The organism is Castellaniella denitrificans (assembly GCF_027214045.1).
Lineage (GTDB): Bacteria > Pseudomonadota > Gammaproteobacteria > Burkholderiales > Burkholderiaceae_B > Castellaniella > Castellaniella denitrificans_A.
The window spans coordinates 1-18,990 of sequence record NZ_JAPWHE010000004.1; the positions used below are offsets into that span (position 1 = coordinate 1).

Genomic DNA, 18,990 nt, shown 5'->3' on the forward strand with positions numbered 1-18,990 from the left:
CGTCACCCAGATGGACGACGTCACCCGCCAGAACGCCAGCCTGGTCGAGGAATCGGCCGCCGCGGCCGCCAGCCTGCAGGAACAGGCGGCCACCCTGGCGCAACTGGTCGCCACCTTCACCCTGGACCAGAACGGCGCCGGATCCGGCGCGCACGCTCCTGCGAGCGCGCCAGCGCGGCTTTTGCGCCTGGAACGGGCCGCGATGACCTGAATGCGCCCGCGTTTCGCATGCGCAAGAGCCGGGGTGCGCAGCTTGCCGGCATGGACGGACCTTGGTCGGGCCGATCGGCGCAGCGAACGCAAACACGCTACAATTCAGGGTTACTCTTTGCTGGGGCGGGTCCGTTTTTCCGAAGGAAGAGCGGGGGCGCCGCCATCATCCCGGTTTGACTGGAACGACGACACGAATGAGCCATACTCGCAAGCGCCTCGTCATGGGCAATTGGAAGATGCACGGCAGCCTCGCGGCCAATGCCGCGCTGCTCGCCGGCCTTGCGGCCGGCGCAGCGCGCGCCGGCGATACCCAACTGGCCGTGTGCGTGCCGTTTCCCTACCTGGCGCAGGCGCAGGCCGCGCTGGCGGGTACGCCGGTGTCCTGGGGTGCCCAGGACGTCAGCGTCCATGCGCAGGGCGCCTATACCGGCGAAGTCGCCGCGGCCATGCTGGCCGATTTCGGCTGCGCCTGGGCGCTGTGCGGGCATTCCGAGCGCCGCGCGATGCACGGCGAATCCAGCGCGCTGGTCGCGGCCAAGGCCGCGTCCGCGCTGGCGGCGGGTCTGACCCCGGTCGTCTGCGTCGGCGAGACCCTGGCCGACCGGGACGCGGGGCAGGTCGAGTGCGTCATCGGCGATCAGCTCGATCCTGTCCTGGCGCTGGGTGCCGAGGCCCTGGCGCGCATGGTCATCGCCTATGAGCCCGTCTGGGCCATCGGCACCGGCCGCACCGCCACGCCGGAACAGGCCCAGGCCGTGCATGCCTTCATCCGCGCGGCCCTGACACGGCACGGCGCCGGACAGACCCGTATCCTCTATGGCGGCAGCGTCAAGGCCGCGAACGCGGCATCCCTGTTCGCCCAACCCGACATCGACGGCGCCCTGGTGGGCGGCGCGTCGCTCGTCGCCGACGAATTCCTCGACAGCGCGGCCGCGGCCGCCTGATCCGAGCACACCCATAAGGTCCGGAGTCCTATCATCATGCAATGGCTTTCCTCGATCCTGCTGACCCTGCAGGTCATTTCCTCGCTTCTGGTCATCGTGCTGGTCCTGCTGCAACAGGGCAAGGGCGCCGATATGGGCGCCGCGTTCGGCAGCGGTTCGGCCGGCAGCGTGTTCGGCTCGGCCGGGGCGGCCAATTTCCTGTCGCGCGCCACCAAGTGGGCGGCCATTGTCTTCTTCGCCACCACGGTTGGACTGGCCTGGGTGGCCCACCACCCCGCCGGCTCGCCCATCGAGTCCGGCATCATGCAAGGCTTCACGGCCCCGGCCAAGGAAGCCGCTCCTGCGGGTTCCGCCGTCCCCGATGTGGGGGGGGGCAGCGCCGTTCCGGCCGTACCCGCCGCTCCTCAGGCCAAGGGCGCCGAATCGTCGGCGCCGGCGGCGGCCGTGCCCGCGGCGCCTTCGGCGGGCGACGCCTCGGTGCCGTCCGCGCCGGCCCCGGCCGAGAAGAAATAAGACAGTCTTTGCCGGTCTTGGAGGGGCCTTCGCCCGCCAGGGCCGGTGCGGTTTTTCATGCTAGAATGCCCGTCTTTGCCGCAAGGCAAAACGCCGTCGTGGTGGAATTGGTAGACACGCTATCTTGAGGGGGTAGTGGCGAAAGCTGTGCGAGTTCGAGTCTCGCCGACGGCACCACCGAATATCCGGACTGAGCCAGATCAGTCCGGGAAATCAAAGAAAACCCGCATGAACGTTGGTTCAGCGGGTTTTTTCTTGTCCGGATGCTCCGGGTCGGGTCGACGTCGGCGTCTTCGCACAGACGCGCATCATGAGACTGGGCCGTACGTTGCACCCCACAGTGGAGGTCAGCCAGTAGAATGTCTGATCTCGGCCATCAAGAAATGCGCTGAACGGAAAGCCCTGACGCTGTCAGCCAGGCGCGAGGTCGTCGAGCGGTTGGTGCCGTTGAAGCCGACTAAGGCACCCGCCATAGAACGATAACGAAAGCGCATGACGATATTCGATTACATTCTGATCGCCGCCTCACTGCTGCTCGGCCTGATCTTTTTACATCCCAAACTGCTGCGCTCCCGCGTCTGGCGCGCCACCGTCACACCGCTGGCATCTATTATCGGCTCCGGCTTTCTGGTGGCGGGCCCGATTCTCGGGGCAACGGCAGGGCGCATGGCGTGGCTGGCAATGCTGGCGCTATGTATGCTCGCCTACCTGTTCGGTTCAGCGATTCGACATAATATCCAGCAGATCGAGCCGCTGCTGGAGCAACATCCGCCGCGCCTCGTTGCGCGGTTGGAGCGGGCATCCGAGCTGATGTTGTCCACGGCGTATTTCGTATCGGTTGCCTATTATCTGAATCTGTTCGCGGCATTCGCGCTGCGTCTTGGCAACATCACCGATCCATTCTGGATTCGCGTGCTCGCCAGTGTCGTGATTGCCTATGTCGGCGTATTGGGACTGCGAGGGGGGCTGGCCGCACTGGAGAGACTGGAGGAAAAGGCGGTCGGGCTCAAGCTGTCGCTGATCGGCGGTCTTCTCATCGTGCTCGTCATCGCAAGTGCCATCGCTGTCGGCAATGGCAGTTTCACTTGGTCGACGCTGCCGCACACGGAAGGCACGCGGGAACTGCAAACGCTGCTCGGCCTGGTGGTCCTGGTGCAGGGGTTCGAGACCTCGCGCTACCTGGGCTCCGCCTACGATGCCACCACCAGAATCCACACCATGCGTTACGCGCAGTGGATATCGACGGCAATTTACCTGGCGTTTATTTTGCTGATCACTCGTTATTTCACCGATGGCCTGCCATCGCAGGGGGGTGAGACCGCCATTATCGACATGTTGAAACCGATCGGCAGCGCATTGGCGCCGATGATTATCGTCGCCGCGCTGGCGTCGCAGCTGTCGGCCGCGGTGGCCGACACCAATGGCGCCGGCGGGCTGCTATCGGAAACCTTTTCAAGAAAACTCAGCATCAATTTCGCCAGCGCCGCCACCGCGCTGGTCGCCATCACGATGACGTGGCTGGCCAATATCTATCAGATCATTACTTTCGCATCGCAGATTTTTGTCGGATATTACGCGCTGCAATCGCTGCAGGCCGCACTGTCGGCCTGGCGCCTGCGCCGTTTCGCATGGGTTGCCGTGTATGGCACGGGCACGCTCATCGCGCTGCTGGTGGTCGTGTTCGCGATACCGGTGGCGGCATGAAGCAGTCTTCATCCCCGCATGGCCCCAAGCCATGCGGGGTTTCGTGTGTGCCGCGCGAGGCACTGTCCGGCGGTTACACCCCCCCGTCGCGCAGTTTTTTCAGTTCGGCTTCGGCGATGTCGATGCGCACGGTGCCCAGTTCGACCAGGCGGCGGGCCACCCGGGCGATTTCATCGCCCTGGGCGCCGGCCATCAGGGCGATGTTCTGGGAATGCAGCGACATGTGGCCTTTCTGGATGCCTTCGGTGGCCAGCGCCTTGAGCGCCGAAAAATTCTGCGCCAGGCCGACGGCGGCGATGACCCGGGACAGTTGCTCGGCCGACTGGATGTCCATGATCTGCAGGCAGGCCCGCGCCATGGGGTGCAGCTTGGTCGCTCCGCCGATCAGGCCCACCGCCATGGGCATTTCCAGCGAGCCGGCCAGGTCGCCGTCGCGGGTCACTTCCCATTGCGTGAGGCTGCTGTACCATCCTTTGCGTGCCGCGTAGGCGTGCGCGCCGGCTTCGATGGCGCGCGTGTCGTTGCCTGTGGCCATCACCACGGCGGTCACGCCGTTCATGATGCCCTTGTTGTGCGTGGCGGCGCGGTAGGGGTCCATCAACGCGAATTCGTATGCCTTGATCATGCCGTCGCGGACGGCGGCGCCGCCGATGGCGTCCAGCTTCCAGACGCATCGCGCCCGCGCCAGGCGCCGATCGGCCAGGTTGGACAGAATGCGCAGGTAGACGCGCCCGCCGGTCCAGGACTCGATGTGGGGCGCCAGTTTCTCGGCCATGGTGTTGACGGCGTTGGCGCCCATGGCATCGCGGGTGTCCACGATCAGGTGCGTGACCACCATCGGGCCGCTGGGGGCGTCGACGATCCGGACCTCGAGGTCGCGGAAACCGCCGCCCAGTCGCACCAGCACGGGGTCGCAATCATCGCAGATGGCGCGGATCTCCTCGGCGCGTTCCAGGATGGAAAGACGGGCGTTGCCCGGGTCCGGGACGTCCACCAACTGCACCTGGGCGATCATGCGGGTGCCCGACATCGAGGTCACGAATCCGCCCGAGTCGTAGCACTGGCGCGCCGCGTTGCAGACGGCGGCGACGACCGAGGATTCCTCGGTGGCCATCGGGACGAGATAGTCCTTTCCGTCGATCAGCAGGTTGGTGGCCACGCCGACCGGGATGTTCATGGTGCCGACGGCGTTTTCAATCAGCTGGTCGACCCGTTCGGCCGGCAGGTTGCCCGTATCCAGGAAGAGCGCTTTCAGGTCGCTGTCCGCCAGGCCGGCGAAAGCCAGCGCCTGGTCGATGCGTTCGGAGACGGAAAGTTTGTGGAATCCGGAAATGCGTGAAGTTTTTTGGGTCACGGCGGTTACCTCTCAGGAAAATATTCAGCCGACGTAGCGGGGCAGCCACATCACCAGGGCGGGGAAGGCCGCGCAGATCAGCAGGGCCAGGATCTGCAGGCCCATGAAGGGCACGACCCCGCGGTAGACTTCGGCCATGCCCACGCCCTTGGGCAGGGTGGCTTTCAGATAGAACAGGGAATAGCCGAATGGCGGGCTGATGTATCCGACCTGGATCGAAATGGCATAGAGCACGCCGAACCAGATCTCGTCGAAGCCGAATGCCTTCACGATGGGCAGGAAAACGGGCACGGTGAGCAGGATGATGCCGATCTCGTCCAGGCAGGTCCCCAGAAAGATCAGGATCAGCATCATGAACGCCAGCACGAGGTAGGGCGACACATTCATGTCGCGGATGAGCCCGATCAATGTGTCGGCGCCGCCCAGGCCGGTGAAAATCGCCACGTAGGCCTTGGCGCCGATGGTGATCCAGAGGATCATCGACGTGACCTTCAGGGTATGGATGCCGGCCTCGGCGAGCCCCCGGAAGGTGAATTTCCGGCGCACCAGGCTGGCCAGGATGGCGCCGACGACGCCGACCGCGGCGGCCTCGGTGGGGGTGGCGATGCCCAGGAAAATCGAACCGAGCACCATGGCGATGAGCAGGGCGGGGATGACGATGGCCCGCAGGCTGAGCAGCTTGAGGCGCATCGGCACGGCCCTGGCATCGTCCGAAGGCACCTTGCCGGACTGGAAGTAGGACACATACAGGATGTACAGGATGTAGACCGTGGCCAGCAGGATGCCCGGCACGATGCCCGCGATGAGCATCTTGCCGATGGAAACCTGTGCCGTGACGGCGTACACGATCGTCAGGACCGAGGGCGGGATCAGCACGCCCAGCGTCCCGGCGGCGCAGATGGTGCCGGCCACCAGCGAGGGATCGTACTTGCGGCGCAGCATTTCGGGCATGGCCAGCACACCCATCGACGTGACGGCCGCGCCGACCACGCCCGTCATGGCCGCCATGATGACGCAGATGATGACGGTCCCGATCGCCAGTCCGCCGCGCAGGCGGCCGAACCACAGCCCCATGACACGGTACAGGTCCTCGATGACGCCGGAGCGCTGCAGGATGCCGGCCATGAGGATGTAGAGCGGTACCGCCAGCAGGGGTTCGGAGCGCATGGTGTCGAACACCTGCAGCACCAGGATGATCACGGATTCCGGGTTCCAGAGGGTGACCGTCAGCAGCAGCGACAGGCCGCCCAGCACGAAGGCGATCGGCAGGCCGGTGACCATCAGCAGCGTCAGGCCGCCGAACATCAGGATGAGGATCAGGTTCGGGCTCATGCGGTTTCTTTCCTCGCGTCACCCAGGCAGGTCCGGGCCAGTTCGGCCAGGCTCTGCAGTGCCAGCAGCAGCATGGCCAGCGGCACCGCGATCTTGTAGGGCCACAGTGGCGGATTCCAGGCGGAGAATGTGGTTTCGCGGTATTCGATCGATTGCAATACCAGGGGCGTGGCGTAGTACAGCATGACGGCGCAGAAGAACAGGATGACGATCTGGCTGAAAGCGTCCGCCACGGCGCGGGCCCGCGGGGGCATGCGGTTGCGGAACAGATCCATGTTCACATGACCGCCCAGATGCAGCAGATAGGGGCCGCCCAGCAGAAAATACGGGCCGAACAGCAGCACGGCCAGTTCCATGCCCCAGACTGTGGGGGCATGGAACACGTAGCGGCTGACGACTTCGACCATCATGGCGGGCACGATGATCGCCATCAGGGCGGCGGAGAGCATGAACAAGGCCTTGTTCAGGGCCGTCACGGCGTGAACATAGAGTCGGATGACGCTGGGCATGGTCGGTATCCGGAGAAAGACGGATCGGACCGGCATGGCGCCGCGGGCGCCATGCCGGCGAGGCGGCGGCTGTCGGTGCTCAGGCGATCAGGCCCAGCTTCTCCATGAAGGCGACCTGGCTGTCCAGGATCTGTGTGGCCAGGGCGTCGCCCTTGGTGGCCTTGCGCCAGACTTCGACGACTTTTTTCCGCGCCTGGGCCACATCGGCGGGGTCCAGCGAGCTGACTTCGACGCCCTGCGCCTTGAATGCGTCGATGGCTTTGCCGTCGGCCACCAGGATGTGCTGGCGCAAGCTGCTGGACACTTCGCGCGCGGCCACCGCCAGCGCGGCCTTGTGGGTATCGGGCAATGCCTTGTAGGCCGCCTGGTTGGCCACGTAGCTGGTGGCCGTCGTGGGTTGATGAGGACCGGGCTGGATGATGTATTTCGCCACTTCGCCCAGGCCGGCTTCCAGATTGGCCGTCAGGTCGCCCCGGTCGGCGATGTCGATCACCCCCTTGTCCAGGGCCGAGTAGACGTCCGCCGTGGCCAGCGGCGTGACCGCCACGCCCAGCGCGCCCATCACGGCCGAGGCCAGGCCCACGAACCGTCCCTTTTTGCCATTGAAATCGGCCACGGTCTTGAGGGGCACTTTGGAGTGGATGGGCTCGGCGCCGTACACGGTGGGCGCGATGTAGAACAGACCCGCCGGAGCATAGGCCTTGCGGGCCAGATCGAGTCCGCCCAGTTCATAGAACCAGGCTTCGTACTGGTCGGATTCGGTGAAACCGAACGGGATGGTGCTGGTGAAGGCGAAGCTGGGGATTTTCCCCGCTTCGTAGCCGTCGAAGGTTTTCATCAACTGGAACGCGCCGCCGCGCACGGCGTCGAAGGCCTGATTGGCCGGCACCAGTTGGCCCGCCGAGAACAGTTCGATTTCAAATTGGCCGCCCGTCAGTTCGGCGACGCGCTTGACGAACGCGGCTTCGAATTTTTGCGGCGTGGTCCCGCCGTCCCACAGCGCCTGCATGCGCCATTTGACCTTGCCCTGGGCGGCGGCCGTGCGACCCAGGCCCAGGCCCAGGCCCGCCAGAGAGCCGGCGCCCAGGGTCTTCAGAGCGGAACGTCGATTGAATGCGGTCATTGTCATCTCCATCAAAGCCTCGTCCATCGGGATCGGGGGCTGGAAAGCGGGTTGTCGGCCCGACTGTTCATCGTTATATGCCCGCCGATCATGCGGCGGGATGATCCATCATAGGTGAGTGAAGGGTACAATAAAAGGTACAGTTTGTCGTTTTCCCATTGACTGTCCCCTTTTCTGACCCAATACAATCCGGCCGCCCATGACTCGAATCGAACGCGTGATTCAGCGGATCCATCGCGGGATGGCCGATGGCATCTGGCCGCCCGGGGCGCGGATCTGGTCGATCCGCACGGCTGCGGTGGAATTGGGCCTGTCCAAGAACACGGTGGCCGAAGCCTATGACCGCATGGTGGCCCTGGGGCAACTGGAAGCCCGCGTGGGGTCGGGCTATTACGTGCCCGTGTCGACCCGCCGGGAACGTCTGCCCAAGGCGCTGTCCGTCGCCCAGGCCGTGGATGCGGTGTCGCTGCTCAGGGAACAGTTGGTGCGGCAGTACGAGGTCCGGGTCGGCGAGGGCCGGCCGCCGCATGACTGGGCCGGCACGCCGGAATTCCGTCCGCCATCGGGTTCCCGCCGGCCACGCGAGGACAACGAAGTCCATGGTTACGGCAATCCCTGGGGATTCGCGCCGTTGCGTGAATACCTGGCCCGGCATCTGGCCGATTTGCGCATCCAGGCGGAACCCGAGCAGATACTGACCACCATGGGAGCCAACCATGCGCTGGATCTCATCGCCCGGCAACTGCTCGAGCCCGGGGATACCGTGCTGGTGGACAGTCCCGGCTACTATCCGCTGTTCGCCAAATTGCATCTGATCGGCGTGCAGATCATCGGTGTGCGGCGCCTGATCGATGGTCCCGACATCGAGGATCTGAACGCCAAGGCCGCCCGCTACCGGCCCAAGCTGTTCTTTACGCAGTCGCAGGCCCACAATCCGACCGGTGGCTCGATGTCCTTGCCGACGGGCCATCGCATATTGCTTGCGGCCGCCCAGCATCGCTTCCAGGTGGTCGAAGAGGATCCCTTCGCGGACATCCTGCCCGCCGACGCCCCCCGGCTGGCCAGTCTCGATCAGCTCGAGCGCGTCATTTACGTGGGGACTTTTTCCAAGACGCTGTCGGCCGGACTGCGGGTGGGCTATCTGGCCTGCCATTCGACTCTGGCGCGTTCACTGTGCGACCTGAAAATGCTCACGATCGCCAGTTCGGGCGATATCGCCGAACGGATGCTCTACGATTTCATCGCCTGCGGCCATTATTTGAAGCATCTGCGCAAACTGCGCGCCCAGGTGGCCCAGGCCACCGAACAGTCGCTCCAGATTCTGCGGGATCTGGAGCTGGATGTCTTTTGCGAGCCATCGGGCTGCTTTTATCTCTGGGTGTATCTGCATCCCGGAGACCATGAGGAAAGGCTGGTGCGGGAGGCGTCCGAGCGCAGCATCTTCATTGCGCCAGGCCGGCTTTTCATGCCGGACCGGACCAGCATGCGTCCCGCCATGCGACTGAACATCGCCTATGCCGCGCACCCGAAATTCATCGAGTTCATGCGCCATCGCGGGCGTTGATGAGGATCGATCCCCATCCGGCCCACTGGGCGAGCCACGCCCGCGGCCGCTCAGGCGCGCAGGGTCTTCAGCGCCGTGGCCCAGCGCAGCAGTTCGTCCAGCAGCGTCGTGGCCGAGGCGTCGATCAGTTCGTTGGAGGCGAATTCGCCGTTTTCCCGGATGTGCTTGGCCACCATGGGGATGGCGACGCCTTCGACCATGGGCATCATCTTCAGGGTGGTGACTTGCGGCTTGACCGACTGGACCGCGCGCAGGCCGCCCGATACCCCGCCGTAACCGACGAAGCCGCAGGGCTTTTCGTTCCATTCCTTGTAGACGAAGTCCAGCGCGTTCACCAGGGAGGGCGGCGCGCTGTAGTTGTATTCGGGCGTCACGAAGACATAGGCGTCGGCGCGGGACACGCTGGCGCTCCAGCGCTTGGTGTGGTCGTGCGCGTATTGCTGCATGCGGGGATGCACCGGCTCGTCGTAGAGGGGCAGCTTGAAGTCGGCCAGGTCCACCAGTTCGACGTCGAACTGGCCGTGGGCGCGCGCGAATTCGTGGAACCAGCGGGCGACCGAGGGACCGACCCGACCGGGACGGGTGCTGCAGATGATGACTTGGAGCTTGAGCGGCATCGTGTGTTTCCTTGCTTGTGAGGGGGTGATGGTCAGCCCGCGCCTTCGGGGAGCGGGATGAATTCCCGGTCGTCGCCGACCGGCAGGGCCATGCGTTGGGCGCGCCAGTCCTCGCGGGCCTGTTCGAGCCGGTCCTTGGACGAGGACACGAAATTCCAGTGGATGAATCGTTCGCCGACGGGTTCGCCGCCCAGCAGCATGACGGTGGCGGGCCCGCGGGCCCGGATGTGCGCGGCGCGGCCAGGGTCCAGGACCCGCATTTGCCCTTCGGACAGCGGGTGGCCGTCCAGCTCGACGGCGCCCCGGGCCACGTAGACGGCGCGTTCGGAATAGTCGGTGCCCAGGGTGCGGCGCGCGCCGTCGGCCATTTCCCAGTGCAGGTAGAACAGGGGCGAATGCGTCCGGACGCGGGCGGCGGCGCCGTCGATGGCGCCCGCGATCAGGCGGCCGGCGACGCCGCCCTCGTCGAATTCGGGCAGCTCTTCGGCACCCTGGTGGTGATGGAAGGCCGGCGCCGTTTCCTCGTGTTCGCGCGGCAGGGCGACCCAGGCCTGGATGCCGTGCATGGTGGCGCCGTGGGCGCGGGCATATTCCAGTCTTTCGCTGTGGGTGATGCCGCTGCCGGCGGTCATCCAGTTGACCTCGCCGGGACGGATTTCCTGATTCGATCCCAGGCTGTCGCGGTGGGTGATGGCGCCGCTGTACAGGTAGGTGACGGTGGACAGGCCGATGTGGGGGTGCGGCCTGACGTCCAGTTCGAGCGGGGCGCCGCGCGCCACATCCAGCGGTCCCAGGTGATCGAAGAAGATGAAGGGCCCCACCATGCGGCGCTTGCGGAAAGGCAGCACGCGGCCGACGATGAAGCCTCCGCCCAGGTCGTGCGTGCGGCGGTCGATCAGCAGGGTGGCGGTCGTCATGGCTTGCCTCGCGCGGGCCGGGAGGGAGCGGCCCCGCGATTACGATAATCGGGAATGCGCCCGGAAAACAAGCGAGCCCCCGGACGGGGGGCTCGCGAGTCGCCGAGGGTGACTGATCCGCGGCTACATGTGGCTCGGCAGCCAGGTGGCCAGTGCCGGAAAGTACCAGAGGAGAAAGAGCGTGAGGGCCATCAGGCCGAAATAGGGGGCGCAGATCCGGGCCAGGTAGGTGATTTCCTTGCCGGTCATGCTTTGCAGCACGAACAGGTTGAAGCCCACCGGCGGCGTGATCTGGGCGGTTTCCACGGTGATGACCAGGAAGATCCCGAACCAGATCGGGTCGATGCCGGCCGCCTGGATGATGGGCAGCACCACGCCCATGGTGAGGACGATGGTGGAGATGCCGTCCAGGAAGCAGCCCAGCACGATGTAGAACAGGCTGAGGACGATGATCAGCATGCCGGGCGACAGGTTCAGGCCGCCGACGAATTCCGCCAGTTGGCGGGGCAGTCCGATATAGCCCATGGACAGGGTCATGAAGGCGGCGCCCGACAGGATCAGGGCGATCATGCAGTACAGGCGCGTGGCCCCCAGCAGTGCGTCGCGGAACGATTGCCAGGTCAGGGATTTTTGCCAGGCCGACAGCAGGAAGGCGCCCAGGACGCCAATGGCGGCCGATTCGGTGGCGGTGGCCACGCCGCTGTAGATGCTGGCGATCACCCCCAGGATGAGCAGGACCACGGGGATCAGCTGGCGCGATTCGCGCAGTTTCTCCCGCAGTGGCAGGCGGCCTTCCGCCGATTCCGGGACGCGATCGGGGTGCAGCAGCGCCCAGCCCGCGAGCCAGCCGCTGAACAGCAGCGCCAGCAGCACCCCGGGCACCACCCCGGCGATGAAGAGCTTGGCGATCGAGGTTTCCGCCGCCACGCCATAGACGATCAGGATGATCGATGGCGGAATCAGCAGGCCCAGGGTGGCGGGGCCGCCCAGCGAGCCGATGATCTGCGCGTCGGGGTAGCCGCGCCGCCGCAGTTCGGGCAGATTCATGCGGCCCACGGTGACGCAGGTGGCGGCCGAGGATCCGCAGACCGAGGCGAAGATCGTGCAGCCCAGCACATTGGTGTGCAACAGGCGGCCGGGCAGGCGGTTGACCCAGGGCGCCAGGCCGCGGAACAGGTTTTCGGACAGATTGGTGCGATAGAGGATTTCGCCCATCCAGATGAACAAGGGCAGAGCGGTCAGTGTCCAGCTGCTGGAACTGCCCCAGATGGTCATGGCCATGGCGTCGCCCGCAGGACGGCTGGAAAACAGTTCCATGCCGAACCAGGCCACGCCTGCGAGGGTCAGACCGACCCAGACGCCGCCGCCCAGCAGGGTCAGGAGGACGACGATCAGAATGATGCCGACGGTGATTTCACTCATGATGGGATTCCTCCGCAGACTGGGCCGGAACGCGTTTGCCGAGGAGTTCCAGCCAGAGCTCGTCAAGGAAGGCGATGAAGAAGATCAGGGTGCCGAGCGCCATGGAAATCTGCGGGATCCACAGGGGGGTGGCGTCGATGCCGGTGGAAATATCCTGGTATGCCCAGGATTGCCAGACCAGGCGGGCCGAATACAGGGCCAGAAAGCCGGACAGCGCTGTGGCGATGGACAGGGCGACGAGCTCCAGACCCCGCCGCTTTGCGCCCTTGAGCATGCCCAGGACCAGCGTGACACGGATGTGTTCGCCCTTTTTCAGGGTGCTGGCCAAGGCCAGGAAGCCTGCGCCGGCCATCAGGTAGCCGGCGTAGGCGTCGATGCCGCCCACAGGGAAGCCCGCCAGGCGGCCTACGATGGAATAACTGACCATCAGCAGTACGCCGATCATGCCCAGGCCGGCGAGCCAGCTGCTGCCGGTATACAGGCCATCGAGGAATTTGCGCATGGCGGGCTCCGGGGGATCAGTTGGAGGTCGTGGCTTGCTGGATCATGCGGGCGTTGGCCCCTTGGCCGAGGGCGCGCATCCGGCCCGAGGCATCCAGGACTTCCTTGCCTTCGGCGCCGGCGGTCTTCAGCCATTCGCGGATGACCGTCTGGCCGATTTCCACCAGATCGGACTTGAGCTGGGGCGTGGGCTCGTTGACCTGCATGCCGTTGGCCTTGAGCTTGGCGATGGAGGCTTCGTCGACCTTGCGGGATTCTTCCCAGCCGCGTTTCTCAGCGGCGGCGGCGGCCTTGCGGACGGCTTCCTGGGTGGCCGGGCTCAGCGATTCGAAGGCGCGCTTGTTGGCGACCACGGCGTTCTTGGGAATCCAGGCCTGGACGTTGGTGTAGTACTTCAGGTTTTCATACAGCTTGTTGTCCGCGCCGGTGGCGCTGGAGGTGATCAGGCCGTCGACCACGCCCGTGGCCAGCGCCTGGGACAGTTCGGCTTCCTGGACCGTGACCGGCTGCGCGCCGATCAGTTCGCCGATGCGCGCCGTGGTCGGGCTGTACACGCGCCATTTCAGGCCCTTGAGATCGGCGGCCGACTGGATCGGCTTGTTGGTGTAGATGCCCTGCGGCGGCCAGGCCACGGCATAGAGCAGCACCATGCCTTGCTGATCCAGTTTCTTTTCCAGCAGCGGACGCTGGGCCTGATACAGCTTCCAGGCTTCGTCGTAGTTGCTGACCAGGAAGGGCAGGCCGTCCAGGCCGAACAGCGGCCATTCGTTCTGGAAGCTGACCATGAAGAATTCGCCCGCCTGGGCCTGGTTGCCCTGCACGGCCCGCTTGATTTCGGGCATCTTGAACAGGGATGCGCCCGAGTGGACGGTGATCTTCAGATCGCCCTGGGTCGCCTGATCGACGTCCTTGGAAAACTGGGCGAGGTTTTTCGAATGGAAATTGAAGGCGGGGTAGGCAGAGGCGAGATCCCACTGCGTGGCGGCCTGCGCCTGGAAGGAGAGGCCGAGACCGGCGATCAGGGCGGTGGCAAAGAGAGTGCGACGTTTCATCGAGGACTCCTGGAAAACGATCGTGGAACATTGCCCGGCAGGCCGGCGGCGGTGCGGCCTCGGACCGGCCATTGGCAATGGCGTGCGACAAAGATAGAGCATCCGTGACCGTTCGTCGATCAGGGTTTTCAACAATAATGTTGTTTTTGTAGTTGATGTAGTCTTCAATCGTTCATTTTATATTTTAAATCGTTGAACAATGATAAGGTCGAATCGACAGACATGCCGAGTCACCGGCCTGCAAGGGCGGCGACGGGCGGCGCGGCGCGACGGGCCGTCAGTCGACATGGGCGGAATACACGGACAGCACCATGCGCTCGGACTGGATCAGGTAGCTCTCCAGGTTGCGCGCCGCCGTCGCCGTGTCGCCCTGGTCGAACAATTCCAGCAGACGGCCGTTGAGGTCGACGAAAGGCGCATGCAGATACTCGGGATCGTCCAGCAGGCCGAAGGCCAGCCGCAATTCGGCGGAGATGTCGGCGAACATCGCCGACAGGCGCACGCTGTCGGCCAGCGCCACGATGGCGGCATGGAACATCATGTTGGCCGACCCGACCTCGAGCCAGTCGCCGGCGTCGCGCATGCGGCGGGCCTGTTCCATGGCCTGTTCCATGCGTTTGTGGGCGGGGTGGCGCGGCCAGGCCTGGGCCAGCGCCTGGCATTCGATCAGGCGGCGGACCCGGTAGATGTCGATGATGTCGGCAATCGATGGCACCACCACCGAGACGCCGCGATTGGGCTCGTGGCGCAGCAGCCCTTCTTTGGACAGGATCCGGAAGGCCTCGCGCAAGGTGTTGCGCGAGACTTCCAGTTGTTCGCTCAGTCCCGCCTCGGACAGGCGCTGCCCCGCCCGAAGCTGGCCGTGGATGAGCTGCTGGCGGATGGTTTCAGCCACCGTGTCGGTCAGACTCAGCGCGGCGCTGGGGTTGGGATAATGGCGAGCATGCATGAGGGGTCCCGAAAATTCAGCCAGGATCGTTCAACGATCCGCAGCATATTTTGTCATGATAAGGAACGCACATGGACTTGAACAGCGATCTGGGTGAAAGCTTTGGCGCCTGGCGCATGGGCGATGACGCCGCCATGCTGGACATCGTCACCAGCGCCAATGTGGCGTGCGGCTTTCATGCCGGGGACCCGGCCGGCATGCTGGACACCCTGCGAGCGGCCGCCGAGCGCGGCGTGGCGATCGGTGCGCACGTGGCCTATCCCGACCTGGCGGGCTTCGGCCGGCGCAACATGGACCCGTCCAGCCGCGAACTGGTGGCCGACGTCATCTATCAGATCGGCGCCCTGCAGGGACTGGCCGCGGCGGCGGGCACCCGCGTGACGTACGTGAAGCCTCACGGCGCCTTGTACAACACCATTGCCCGCGACGAGCGCCAGGCGGCGGATGTCATCGCCGCCTTGCTGGCGCTCGACCCCGGCCTGGTCCTGATGGGGCTCGCCGGTTCGCCCTTGCTGGACTGGGCGCGGGCCCGCGGTCTGCGCGTGGTGGCCGAAGCGTTCGCGGATCGAGCCTATGCGCCGGATGGCGCGCTGGTGTCGCGCCGCGAGGCCGGCGCCGTGCTGCACGATCCCGATCAGGTTGCCGAGCGCATGCTCGACCTGGTCCGCACGGGCGAAATCACCGCCATCGATGGCAGCCGCGTGCGCCTGCGGGCCGATTCCATCTGCGTGCATGGCGACAGCCCGGGGGCCGTGGCCATGGCGCGCGCGGTGCGGCAGCGGCTGGAGGCGGCTGGCGTGGCACTGGCGCCGTTCGCCGGGGTGCGGGTTTCATGATCATGCCGCGCTGCCTGCCCGCCGGCGATGGCGCCGTGCTGGCGGAACTCCGTTCCCTTGACGAGACCCTGGCCTTGTTCCAGGCACTCGGCCAGCGGCCGGCCGGTGTGGAGGATGTCGTGCCCGCCGCGCGCACGCTGCTGGTGCTGTTCCGCCCGTCCGCGCTGTCGGCGCGGGATGTGGCCGGCTGGCTGCGGCGGACCGCGGCCGCCTTGGCGGCTGCTCCCGCAGGCGCGGCGGGCGCTTCGCCCGCGGCCTCCGATGCGCGGCTGGTGGAGATTCCCGTGCGCTATGAGGGCGAGGATCTGGACGAGGTCGCCGAACGGCTCGGGCTGACGCGCGCCGAGTTGATCGAGCGCCACACCGGTAGCGACTACCTGGCGGCTTTCGCGGGCTTTGCGCCGGGATTCGTCTACCTGGCGGGCGGCGATCCCTGTTTCCACGGCATTCCCCGTCGGGCCGCGCCGCGTGTTCGCGTTCCTGCGGGATCCGTGGCCGTGGCAGGGGACTTCAGCGCCGTGTATCCCTCCGACAGCCCCGGTGGCTGGCAATTGCTGGGCGTGACGCCCTGGCGGATGTGGGACATGGAGCGGGCCGAACCGGCCTTGGTGCGGCCCGGTTTTCGCGTGCGCTTCCGCGACCTGGAGGCCGCCGGTGTCGCCTATAGCCTGCCCGGCGACAACGGCCGCCCGCCGGCCGCCACGGTCCCATCCATGGGCCTTGCGGCCGTTGCCGCGCCGTCGGCCTGTTTCGACGTGCTGTCCGCCGGACCGCAAACCCTGGTGCAGGATCTGGGCCGCCCCGGCCTGACCGGCATGGGCGTGTCGCTGTCCGGGGCGCTGGACCGGGGCGCACTGCGCGCCGCCAACCGGATCGTCGGCAATCCGGCTGACGCCCCCGTGCTGGAGAATGCTCTGGGCGGACTGCGTCTGGTGTGTCGGGGCCGGGCCGTTGTCGCCATCACCGGCGCTCAGGCGGAGATCCGCCTGACGACGGCGGTGGGCGTCCGTCTTCCTGCCGCTGCGGGCCGGCCGCTGGCGCTCGACGAGGGCGATGAACTGCGGATCGGCACGCCGGGCGCCGGTGTGCGCTGCTACGTGGCCGTGAGGGGGGGCTGGGATGTGGCGCCCGTGCTGGGCAGCTGCGCCACCGACACCCTGGCGGGCATCGGACCGGCGCCGCTGCGTGCGGGTGACCGGCTGCGGGTGGGGACGGCCCCGGGCGGCGCGCGCCCCGGCGCCGTCCTGACCGGTGCCGCTTCGCCGCCGCCTTTGCCCCGCAGAGGAGAACTCGTCGTCCTCGATATCGTTCTGGGGCCGCGCTCCGACTGGTTTTCCCCGGCGGCGCTCGACCTGCTCATCCACCAGGAGTGGACGGTCACGCCCCAATCGGATCGGGTCGGCATGCGCCTGGCCGGGACAGAGCCGCTGACGCGCAGCCGCCAGGGTGAACTGCCCAGCGAGGGCACCGTGGCCGGCGCCATCCAGGTGCCGGCCGGCGGTCAGCCAGTCCTGTTCCTGGCCGACCATCCGCTGACCGGCGGCTATCCGGTGATTGGCGCGGTCGTCGCCCGCGACCTGGACCGCGCCGCCCAGATTCCCGTGGGCGCCCGCCTACGCTTCCGGCCCATCGGGCCTTTCAAGGAAATCCTGCCATGATCCGTAAAGTCCTGATCGCCAACCGGGGCGAGATCGCCGTGCGCATCGCGCGCGCCTGCGCCGATTATGGCGTGCGCTCGATTGCCGTATACGCCGACGACGACGCCGACGCACTGCATGTGCGCCGGGCCGACGAGGCCTGGGCGCTGGAGGGACGCCGGCCCGCTGAAACCTACCTGGACATCGACAAGCTCCTGGGCGTCGCCAAGCGCTCCGGGGCCGACGCCGTTCATCCGGGCTACGGGTTTCTCTCCGAGCGCGCGGAATTTGCGCGCGCCGTGATCGAAGCCGGCCTGGCCTGGATCGGCCCCCCGCCCGAAGCCATCGAGGCGCTCGGCGACAAAGTGGCCGCGCGGCGGATCGCCCAGGCCGTGGGCGCGCCGCTGGTGGCGGGCACGGAGGGTCCGGTTGCCAGCGGTGCCGAAGCCCTGGCCTTCGCCGAGGCGCACGGCCTGCCCATCGCCATCAAGGCGGCTTTCGGCGGCGGCGGACGCGGCCTGAAAGTGGCCTGGCGGCTGGACGAGGTGGCCGAACTGTATGAATCCGCCGTGCGCGAAGCCACGGCCGCCTTCGGCCGGGGAGAGTGCTTCATCGAGCAGTTTCTCGATCGACCGCGCCATATCGAGGCGCAGGTGATCGCCGATACCCATGGGCGGGTGGTGGTGCTGGGCGACCGCGATTGTTCGCTGCAGCGGCGCAACCAGAAGCTCGTCGAAGAAGCCCCCGCCCCCTTTCTTTCCGACGAGCAGCGCGTCCGCATCCACCAGGCGGCGCGCGATATCTGCGCCCGGGCCGGCTACGTCGGCGCGGGGACGGTGGAATTCCTGCTGGCGCGCGACGGCCGCATTTCCTTCCTGGAGGTCAATACCCGCCTGCAGGTCGAGCATCCCGTGACCGAAGAAACCTCCGGCCTGGATCTGGTGGTGGAGCAATTGCGCGTCGCCGACGGCCTGCCGCTGTCGATCGAGTCCACGCCCGCGCCGCGCGGGCACAGCCTGGAGTTCCGCATCAATGCCGAGGATCCGGGGCGCGGTTATCTGCCGACGCCGGGACTCGTCGCGCTTTTCGCGCCGCCTTCGGGGCCGGGCGTCCGGATCGACAGCGGCGTGGAGTCCGGCTCGCGGGTGCCGGGCGTATTCGATTCCCTGTTGGCCAAGCTGATCGTGAGCGGCGCGACCCGGGAACAGGCCCTGGCCCGCGCGCGCCGCGCGCTGCGGGAATTCGAGATCGACGGTGTCGCGTCTGTCCTGCCTTTCCACCGCGCCGTGGTCGATCAGGCCGACTTCATTGGCCAGCAAGGCTTCGGCGTGCATACGCGCTGGATCGAAACGGAATTTTCCGTCGACCTGGCCGACGCGCCCAGGCCCCTGGCGCAGGATGGGGTGCCGATGCGGCGCACCTTCATCGAGATCGACGGTCGCCGCGTATCCCTGGGGCTGCCGGCGGACATGCCGGGCGTGGGTGCGGCACTGGCCGCCGGCCTCGCGACGGGCGGCGAGGTGTCCGATGCCGGAGAGCGCTCCCAGGATGGCACGTCCCAGGCCGATCGCGGCGCGGTGACGGCGCCGATCACCGGCACGCTGCTGTCCTGGCAGGTTCAGGCGGGGGCCACGGTCGAGGAGGGCCAGGTGCTGGCCGTGATGGAAGCGATGAAGATGGAAGCCCAGGTGCTGGCGCCCATCGCGGGCGTGCTGCGCCAGGAAGTGACGGCGGGCGCTTTTGTCGAGGCCGACGTGCCGCTTGGGCGCATCGAAGGGATGCGGCGCCCTTAGGGCGGCTCCG

Annotated in this window: 17 protein-coding genes, 1 tRNA gene and 1 pseudogene; 9 read left to right on the forward strand and 10 right to left on the reverse strand. The window is 66.6% G+C overall.

Translation table 11 applies throughout. The annotated features are described in order from the left end of the window. From O4H32_RS07280 to O4H32_RS07300, 5 genes and pseudogenes are all read left to right on the forward strand, one after another. Window positions 1-211: pseudogene (locus O4H32_RS07280) on the forward strand (methyl-accepting chemotaxis protein); the annotation flags it as partial. Window positions 212-407: 196 nt separating this feature from the next. Further along, window positions 408-1,157, forward strand: a complete 750-nt coding sequence (gene tpiA, locus O4H32_RS07285; RefSeq protein ID WP_269357929.1) for a triose-phosphate isomerase — start codon at window positions 408-410, stop codon at window positions 1,155-1,157. A 36-nt stretch (window positions 1,158-1,193) separates the two neighbouring features. Continuing rightward, on the forward strand, window positions 1,194-1,670 hold the full coding sequence (gene secG / locus O4H32_RS07290; protein WP_269357930.1) for a preprotein translocase subunit SecG: 477 nt from the start codon (window positions 1,194-1,196) through the stop codon (window positions 1,668-1,670). Between the two features lie 92 nt (window positions 1,671-1,762). Continuing rightward, window positions 1,763-1,847, forward strand: a tRNA-Leu gene (locus O4H32_RS07295). A gap of 315 nt (window positions 1,848-2,162) precedes the next feature. Continuing rightward, a complete protein-coding gene (locus O4H32_RS07300; protein WP_269357931.1) occupies window positions 2,163-3,374 on the forward strand; it encodes a hypothetical protein in 1,212 nt (403 codons plus the stop codon). Between the two features lie 73 nt (window positions 3,375-3,447). On the opposite strand, the gene O4H32_RS07305 is transcribed toward O4H32_RS07300, so the two are convergent. The 4 genes from O4H32_RS07305 to dctP form a co-directional block, all read right to left on the reverse strand. Beyond that, on the reverse strand, window positions 3,448-4,728 hold the full coding sequence (locus O4H32_RS07305; RefSeq protein WP_269357932.1) for a hydroxymethylglutaryl-CoA reductase, degradative: 1,281 nt from the start codon (window positions 4,726-4,728) through the stop codon (window positions 3,448-3,450). A 24-nt stretch (window positions 4,729-4,752) separates the two neighbouring features. Beyond that, on the reverse strand, window positions 4,753-6,060 hold the full coding sequence (locus tag O4H32_RS07310) for a TRAP transporter large permease (RefSeq protein ID WP_269357933.1): 1,308 nt from the start codon (window positions 6,058-6,060) through the stop codon (window positions 4,753-4,755). Continuing rightward, on the reverse strand, window positions 6,057-6,569 hold the full coding sequence (locus O4H32_RS07315; protein ID WP_269357934.1) for a TRAP transporter small permease subunit: 513 nt from the start codon (window positions 6,567-6,569) through the stop codon (window positions 6,057-6,059). Before O4H32_RS07315 ends, O4H32_RS07310 begins: the two co-directional genes overlap by 4 nt. Before the next feature lie 79 nt (window positions 6,570-6,648). Then, window positions 6,649-7,692 carry a TRAP transporter substrate-binding protein DctP gene (gene dctP, locus O4H32_RS07320; protein ID WP_269357935.1) on the reverse strand — a complete coding sequence of 348 codons (1,044 nt, stop codon included), beginning with the start codon at window positions 7,690-7,692 and terminating at the stop codon, window positions 6,649-6,651. A gap of 199 nt (window positions 7,693-7,891) precedes the next feature. On the opposite strand from dctP, the gene O4H32_RS07325 reads away from it, so the two are divergent. Beyond that, window positions 7,892-9,256 carry an aminotransferase-like domain-containing protein gene (locus O4H32_RS07325; protein ID WP_269357936.1) on the forward strand — a complete coding sequence of 455 codons (1,365 nt, stop codon included), beginning with the start codon at window positions 7,892-7,894 and terminating at the stop codon, window positions 9,254-9,256. A gap of 50 nt (window positions 9,257-9,306) precedes the next feature. On the opposite strand, the gene O4H32_RS07330 is transcribed toward O4H32_RS07325, so the two are convergent. The 6 genes from O4H32_RS07330 to O4H32_RS07355 form a co-directional block, all read right to left on the reverse strand. Beyond that, window positions 9,307-9,873, reverse strand: a complete 567-nt coding sequence (locus O4H32_RS07330; RefSeq protein ID WP_269357937.1) for an NADPH-dependent FMN reductase — start codon at window positions 9,871-9,873, stop codon at window positions 9,307-9,309. Between the two features lie 32 nt (window positions 9,874-9,905). Further along, the gene (locus O4H32_RS07335) at window positions 9,906-10,790 is read right to left on the reverse strand and encodes a pirin family protein (RefSeq protein ID WP_269357938.1); all 885 of its coding nucleotides are present in this window, start codon (window positions 10,788-10,790) and stop codon (window positions 9,906-9,908) included. 123 nt (window positions 10,791-10,913) lie between these two features. Continuing rightward, window positions 10,914-12,212 carry a TRAP transporter large permease gene (locus O4H32_RS07340; protein WP_269357939.1) on the reverse strand — a complete coding sequence of 433 codons (1,299 nt, stop codon included), beginning with the start codon at window positions 12,210-12,212 and terminating at the stop codon, window positions 10,914-10,916. Beyond that, window positions 12,205-12,714 (reverse strand): TRAP transporter small permease, encoded by a 510-nt coding sequence (locus tag O4H32_RS07345; RefSeq protein ID WP_269357940.1) that lies wholly within the window; start codon window positions 12,712-12,714, stop codon window positions 12,205-12,207. Before O4H32_RS07345 ends, O4H32_RS07340 begins: the two co-directional genes overlap by 8 nt. A gap of 16 nt (window positions 12,715-12,730) precedes the next feature. Further along, entirely contained in the window at window positions 12,731-13,765 is a 1,035-nt protein-coding gene (locus tag O4H32_RS07350) for a TRAP transporter substrate-binding protein (RefSeq protein WP_269357941.1), read from the reverse strand. A gap of 277 nt (window positions 13,766-14,042) precedes the next feature. Then, complete coding sequence (locus O4H32_RS07355; RefSeq protein WP_269357942.1) at window positions 14,043-14,714, reverse strand: GntR family transcriptional regulator; 672 nt, start codon at window positions 14,712-14,714, stop codon at window positions 14,043-14,045. A 71-nt stretch (window positions 14,715-14,785) separates the two neighbouring features. Here O4H32_RS07355 and O4H32_RS07360 point away from each other — a divergent pair, with 71 nt between their 5' ends. From O4H32_RS07360 to O4H32_RS07370, 3 genes are read left to right on the forward strand one after another with little or no spacing between them, the layout of a single operon-like run. Further along, window positions 14,786-15,550, forward strand: coding sequence for a LamB/YcsF family protein (locus O4H32_RS07360; protein WP_269357943.1), 765 nt, complete (start codon window positions 14,786-14,788; stop codon window positions 15,548-15,550). Next, window positions 15,547-17,208 carry a 5-oxoprolinase subunit B/C family protein gene (locus O4H32_RS07365; protein WP_407932630.1) on the forward strand — a complete coding sequence of 554 codons (1,662 nt, stop codon included), beginning with the start codon at window positions 15,547-15,549 and terminating at the stop codon, window positions 17,206-17,208. The genes O4H32_RS07360 and O4H32_RS07365 overlap by 4 nt, the downstream gene beginning before the upstream one ends. Then, entirely contained in the window at window positions 17,208-18,980 is a 1,773-nt protein-coding gene (locus O4H32_RS07370) for an acetyl/propionyl/methylcrotonyl-CoA carboxylase subunit alpha (protein ID WP_269358170.1), read from the forward strand. Before O4H32_RS07365 ends, O4H32_RS07370 begins: the two co-directional genes overlap by 1 nt. The last annotated feature ends 10 nt before the right edge of the window (window positions 18,981-18,990 follow it).